11 protein-coding genes are annotated in these 5,824 nt (G+C 64.1%); all 11 read left to right on the top strand.

The genetic code is table 11. The annotated features are described in order from the left end of the window. The first annotated feature begins 214 nt into the window (after positions 1–214). Positions 215–478 carry a winged helix-turn-helix domain-containing protein gene (locus EXE48_RS17940; protein ID WP_137712144.1) on the top strand — a complete coding sequence of 88 codons (264 nt, stop codon included), beginning with the start codon at positions 215–217 and terminating at the stop codon, positions 476–478. 53 nt (positions 479–531) lie between these two features. Then, entirely contained in the window at positions 532–1,149 is a 618-nt protein-coding gene (locus EXE48_RS17935) for a hypothetical protein (RefSeq protein ID WP_137712143.1), read from the top strand. 171 nt (positions 1,150–1,320) lie between these two features. Then, entirely contained in the window at positions 1,321–1,926 is a 606-nt protein-coding gene (locus tag EXE48_RS17930; protein ID WP_004596385.1) for a site-specific integrase, read from the top strand. Then, positions 1,923–2,090: a hypothetical protein gene (locus EXE48_RS18540; protein WP_158295144.1), complete on the top strand. Its 168-nt coding sequence runs from the start codon at positions 1,923–1,925 to the stop codon at positions 2,088–2,090. Before EXE48_RS17930 ends, EXE48_RS18540 begins: the two co-directional genes overlap by 4 nt. Next, positions 2,080–2,271 (top strand): hypothetical protein, encoded by a 192-nt coding sequence (locus tag EXE48_RS17925; protein WP_137712142.1) that lies wholly within the window; start codon positions 2,080–2,082, stop codon positions 2,269–2,271. The genes EXE48_RS18540 and EXE48_RS17925 overlap by 11 nt, the downstream gene beginning before the upstream one ends. Further along, positions 2,264–2,401 (top strand): hypothetical protein, encoded by a 138-nt coding sequence (locus EXE48_RS18890; RefSeq protein ID WP_199236413.1) that lies wholly within the window; start codon positions 2,264–2,266, stop codon positions 2,399–2,401. Before EXE48_RS17925 ends, EXE48_RS18890 begins: the two co-directional genes overlap by 8 nt. A gap of 213 nt (positions 2,402–2,614) precedes the next feature. After that, positions 2,615–2,782 carry a hypothetical protein gene (locus tag EXE48_RS18535; protein ID WP_158295143.1) on the top strand — a complete coding sequence of 56 codons (168 nt, stop codon included), beginning with the start codon at positions 2,615–2,617 and terminating at the stop codon, positions 2,780–2,782. After that, positions 2,779–4,233, top strand: a complete 1,455-nt coding sequence (locus EXE48_RS17920; RefSeq protein ID WP_137712141.1) for a phage tail protein — start codon at positions 2,779–2,781, stop codon at positions 4,231–4,233. Before EXE48_RS18535 ends, EXE48_RS17920 begins: the two co-directional genes overlap by 4 nt. Continuing rightward, complete coding sequence (locus EXE48_RS17915; protein WP_137712140.1) at positions 4,233–4,721, top strand: hypothetical protein; 489 nt, start codon at positions 4,233–4,235, stop codon at positions 4,719–4,721. Before EXE48_RS17920 ends, EXE48_RS17915 begins: the two co-directional genes overlap by 1 nt. 48 nt (positions 4,722–4,769) lie before the next feature. Then, on the top strand, positions 4,770–5,231 hold the full coding sequence (locus EXE48_RS17910; protein WP_004596381.1) for a hypothetical protein: 462 nt from the start codon (positions 4,770–4,772) through the stop codon (positions 5,229–5,231). A 117-nt stretch (positions 5,232–5,348) separates the two neighbouring features. Beyond that, the gene (locus EXE48_RS17905) at positions 5,349–5,717 is read left to right on the top strand and encodes a hypothetical protein (protein ID WP_137712139.1); all 369 of its coding nucleotides are present in this window, start codon (positions 5,349–5,351) and stop codon (positions 5,715–5,717) included. The last annotated feature ends 107 nt before the right edge of the window (positions 5,718–5,824 follow it).

Raw genomic sequence — 5,824 nt, 5'->3', positions numbered from 1 at the left:
CACGCGGACCGGCTGTCCTCACAGCGCGGTCCGCCGTCCTTTTCAGGCCCCGAGCGCCGCCGACATCGACGACGACCGGATGGGTCCGTGAAACTACATTCTGGGTTGGGGGAATTTATAATCTTCTACTAATCAGTTACATCTATGAAACCGATAGGTGGCTTAAGAACACCGTATCAACACGACTATGCGACTGTTCTGAGCACTGTGAGACATGCGAAAGCCGGCGGAGTGGATGCAAATGCCAACTGACGATCGCATCCTCGAAGTTCTCGAAAGCGGGTTTCGGTTCACGCCGGCAGTGATCGCCGAGAACATCGACAAATCACGAACACACGTCAGCAGGAGGCTGTCGGATCTCACAGAAAATGGACTCGTAGAGAAACCGAAGCGAGGTTACTACGAGATCACGGAGCGCGGTCGCGACTATCTCGCGGGAGATCTCGACGGGGACGAGCTGGAAGACTACGAGGAGTAGCGATCGGAGCGTCGACGGCGGGAGTTTTACTTAGTGGGTGACGTGTTCCCGGCGTGAACAGACGACAACTCTTACAGACGGTCGGTGCAGGTGGCGCAGCGTCGGTAGCTGGATGTCTGAGCGGCGGCGACGGCGGACAGTCTCAGCCACAAACGACGGGAGAAACGAATAGCGAGCCGTCCTTCTCGGGGCTCGACGAGGGTCAGGTGCAGGAGACGTACCTCTCGGAGTCGCTCGCGGAGTATGGCCTAGGTACTTGGGTAACTCAGGAGGAGGTTCGCGTTTACGACGAATCAGAGGATGATGTGGCGTTCGTGGAACCTGCGAACGGCTGGTTTTTCGGTGTGAATTTTTTTGTCTACAATGCTGGCGGGGAGGAACTGTCGGAACGGCGGACGGAAGATTTCAGTCTCTATATCGACGGTACTGAGTACGACCCAATAACTGACCTCCCAAGTGACGAGTTTGCTTTTGAGGATGTGAGAGAGTATTTCGATGCGGCAATTGCCCCCGATTACGTTGGTTCTACCGAAACTATCCGTCCTGATTCATTCGGATTCATCGGTGGGATCTTCGATATCGACACCGATCCGACGGAGTGGGCGATCAACGTGACTGGTGCGCTTGAGACAGAGCCGGATCAGGATCAGTACGTCTACGCGACAGGGTAGCTCGCGCTCAGAGTTAACCAACATTCTGCTTGTCTCGCGCCGAATGTTGGTTAAGACGTGGGGAACGACTTCTCACACAACTCGTCAACGACCGGCCGAAAACCGCCCCGATCACGCCGGTCACCGGCTGGGTTCTGCCGTATTATATACAATCTTGTTTAGCAAAGTCGTATGCGCCTAGAGCAAACGCAAGCAGAGGATCAATTCAAATGCTGGCTCACGGACGACGACCTCGACGAGCTGCGGCGGGCGGCCGGGAGCATCCGGGACGACCTCGTGATTCAACTCGGCGGATTCGTCGGGCTCCGCGCCTTCGAGATCCCGCAGGTGTGCCCGAAGCACGTCAAACGCACCCCGGACGGCGACCACTTCCGGCTCCGCGTCCCGGAGGGGAAGGACACGACCAGCAGCGGCGGGAAGCCTCGCGACGCCTATCTCCCGCGAGAGGTCGAGGGCGACATCCACCGGTACGTCCGGTCGGAAGACGTGGGGCGTCACGAGCCGATCGTCGACCTCTCCGAGAGCGGTATCCGGGCGGTGGTCAAACGCACGGCCGACCGCGCGGCCGACGCGACGGGCGATGAGGACTTTCGCTACGTATCGAGCCACGATCTCCGACGCCGGTTCGCGCAGCGGCTCCTCGTCGATAAACAGGTGAACCCGCGGGTCGTCATGCAGGTCGGCGGCTGGGACTCCTTCCAGGCGATCGAACCGTACCTGAACGCGCCGACGCCCGACGTCGTGAACGCGGCCTTCGAGGAGGCTGGGTTCGCATGAGTTCCAACGAGAAAGAGGCTGTAGGGACTGCTCGCGGCCGCTGTGAGGACCCGATGGAGGTCTGGAACGTCGTCGAGACGGCACTTCACGACCTTACTGACGAGGAGGGCTACGGCGACGGGAGTTACCCGGCAGATGTCGAGGTGGAGATCCGTGTCGAGTGAGGAATCTTCGGGCGAGGTCGAGCACGGGATCCGCTACGCCAAGAGCCCGACGACCGGGACGTACTACCGCGTGACGGCGTGGGTCGACCACGGGGACGGGAAGATCCAAGCCCGCGAGAAGCACGAGGTCGACAAGAGCGAGGTCCCAGAAGTGTGGCTGGAGGCGATCGAAGATGTCTGAGCAAGAGACGGATGGAACGTACCGCTGTACCGAGTGCGACTATGAGGGTGACGAGTATCGAATCCTCGACGACGGCTCAACGGGCGGGACCGCGGTGTGTCCCGAGTGCGAGGGCCAGCTGACGATCTAAGCGAGTCGGTCTCACACCCGCTGGGTTCTGCCGTTTTATCACCGACTTGCCGACTTGTCCTTTTTATCGACCCGGTGACCGGGTCGAAAACTGGTATGACCGACGACGACAGGGGCTCGTCAAAAGAGCCCGACGACGGATCGAAACGGTGGGTCGACTGGCGGAACCGCGGAGGGTCGGCGTGACCCCCACCCGGATGCGGGGGGCCTTCGAGTGAGCCGCGTTCCCGACGGGATCGCGGTCTCGGAGGCGTTCGCGTCGTACCTCGAGGAGTTCCGCGAGCGGTACCCGCTCGATGTCGAACTGGCACGCAAACACGGCTGTTACCACACTCTCATGACACGAAGACGGACCAGCGGTAGCTACGGAGGAATCGCATGAACATCGATCTCAAGAAGGCGGGGCTGGCGGCGCTGCTGGCGCTGACGGTACTCTCGTCGATGGTCGCGATGCCGGTAGCGGCGGCGGGCGGGATCGGCTGGGGCGGTGACGCGAAGACGCCGAACCCGGCGATCCACACGGACGTGACGGTCGAGGAGTGGTCGAACGCGGACTTCGACAGCGCGCTCGAGTACTACGACGACAGCGGCGAGGCAACTGAACTGCCGGCCTCGGTGAACGAGTCGAACGACAACCCGGTCACGCTGACGGCGACCGCGATCGAGTTCGACCAGGGCGACGCGTTCCCGCGGCTCGACGCGGAGGACGACGAGAACTCGGCGTCGGCGCTCGACGCGAGCGAGTGGACGACCTCGGGGGCGACGGTGAGCGACTCGACGACCGCGGCGGGCGTCGACGCGCTGAACTACGCCGGGACGGCGACCTCGGACTCGGCGTCGTACACGAACGTCTCGGTCGCTGACGGCGAGAAGTCGTACGTCACGATCGCGGCGGACGTCAACTCGGCGAGCGGGACGCCGACGCTGCGGGTGACCGACGGCGACGGCGACTACGTCGAGGTCACGCTGTACGACTCGTCGGCCAACGCGGACTCGGACACGGTCCTCGCGAACAGCACGGGCGATGGGAAGGTCCTGCAGCAGCAGGTCGGCAGCATGACGCTTCAGGGGTCGGGCGACGGCTCCTTCGGGTCGACCGAGGAGGTCTCGCTGCACGGTGACATCGACGCCGACGTCTCCGTCCTCGACGCGGAGCGCACGCGCGCACTCACCTTCGGTGAGAAGCTTGAGGACACGGACGACGACGACGAGCTAGAGACGGTGACGATTACGGAGCCGCGGGGCTCGTACTCGGTGACGGGCGTAGACACGTTCGACGAGGTCATGTCGGACGCGACGATCTACGGACTCACCGCGGACGCGGAGTTCGCGGCGAGCGACCTCGAGGACGACGAGGACGTGAACGCGGAGTTCGGCCCGTCGAGCGACTTCCCGCAGTGGGACCAGCTCGGTGAGCTGACGTTCCGGCTGGAGCTCCCGACGGCGTTCGACCTCTCGTACTCCTCGCCGGAGTTGGTCGACGAGCCGACCCTCCCGAGTGAGCGCTACAAGGCGGTCGACTTCGCGGAGGACACCGGCGACACGGACTTCTCCGAGATCGACTACTCGTCGGTTGCGTCAAGCTACGACGGGAGCGACGAGGTCTCGCTCGACTCGACGGTCTCAACGGACACCGAGTACGTGATCTCGTACGACGTCACGCTGACGAACGACGAGGTCTCGGCGATTCAGAACGCGGCCTCGGGCGGCGGGGCGGCGATCATGTCGTCGAATAGCGGAGGTATCGTCGGGTTCATCACGTCGCTCCCCGGCATGATACTCTCGGCGCTGGCGGGTCTCGTCGGGATCCGCGCCTTTGGCGGAGGGTCCTGATGTCCGGAGCCGCCGACGAGCTACCGAGCGGGGACGACCCGTCTGCGAACTCGGTACTCACGGGGACGATCTCGTTCCTGAATGGCGGAGGCTCTCTCGGGACGCTCCTACAGGGGGCGATCTTCGGCACGCTCGTCTCCTTCGCGACCGGCGGCGTGAACTTGATCCAGAGCGCGTTCGGGCTGGTGATCGCGCCGCTCGACGCGCTGGCGTCGTCGGTGACGCAGTTTGTCGACTCGGCGATCCTCGCGCCGCTGGGGATCATCGAGACGACGGCGGAGGCGTCGGCGACGGCGACAGCCTCGCAGTTCGGACCGTTCGCGATCCTCGTCGGCGTCGTGTTGGTGCTGGGTGCGTTCTGGATGATCACGCAGTTCCTCGAACAGTCGGAGACGAGCGACACGCTGCCGATCCCAGGACTCGGCGACGCGCCGGACATCCCGGGACTCCCGCTCGGCGTGACCGAGGAGAACGAGGACGAAGACTGATGCGGCACCCATCGCGATCCAACCGCGCGCTCGCGGGGGTGGTGAGCGGTGGCTGACGGCGACGACGCGACCGACGTGGACGTCGACGAGTCGTCGTTCCTGACCGGCGTCACTTCTATCGAGGGAGTCTCCTGGTCGGGTGCGTCGGGCGTCGACGTGGGACGGCTCGCGAGAGCGATCGTCGGGACGGCGGTGTTCACTGTCGCCGCCGGTGTGAACACGGTCGTCAGCGGCCTCACGGCCGCGGTCACGGGCCTGATAGACGGCGTCAGCGAGTTCCTCGCGGGGGCGACGGAGTGGTTCCGGATCCCGGGCGTCGGCTGGCGGCCGACTCGAGAGGCGGGCCTGATCGAAGTGATCTTTGGGACCGGCATCGCCGCGATACGCGGTGCATGGTCGTTCAACGTGGACACCTTCGGCCCGCTTTCGCTCCCGGTCGGTCTCGCGGTCGTTCTCGGGACGTTCCTCGTGGTCGCCCGGGGCATCGAACAGATCCAGGAGGTGATCTGAGTGGCGGATGACGGTCCCTCTATCCCCGGTTGGATAGATGGTCTCAAGCCTCTGATCGACGATGTCAGTCTTCTCGAGGACTTCGCGAGCTCGCCTCGTCAGTTCGTCGTCGGCGCGGTGCTGACGACGTTCCTCGAGGTCGTGTTCGGCGTCGTCTCGCAGCTGGTCGACATCGTCCTCCTGCTGTTCGGCGGCTCGGAGCCGGGGCGGTTCAACGCGCCCGGCGAGACGCTCGGACTAGCGGACGTGCCGGTCGCGGTCGCTCAGGCACTCGGCGGTGCGGGAGCATCGTTCGGGACGACGATACTCGACGCGATCCGCGGGTTCAACGATGTCGTCTTCGAGGCGGTGGGCGTTCTCGGGCCGTTCACGCCGGTCATCGTGGCGGCGGTCGTGATCGCGGAGGTCGTCGTGGCGATCGTGGTGCTGCGTCGGATCGTGTACATCGTCGCCGACCTGCTGCAGCTCGGAGGGTTGACAGAGTGACACTGAAAGACATCGCGAAGGATCCGCTGACGCAGGTGTCGGCGGGACTTGGCGCGATCGCCGCGGTGCTGAACCCGGAGGTCGTGTGGGCGCTGACGGACGCGCTC

The sequence above is a fragment of the Halorubrum sp. ASP1 genome (assembly GCF_005435135.1).
Classification (GTDB): Archaea; Halobacteriota; Halobacteria; order Halobacteriales; family Haloferacaceae; genus Halorubrum; species Halorubrum tropicale.
The sequence above is the reverse complement of the archived record's forward strand: the minus strand, read 5'-3'. Positions and strand labels throughout refer to the sequence as shown.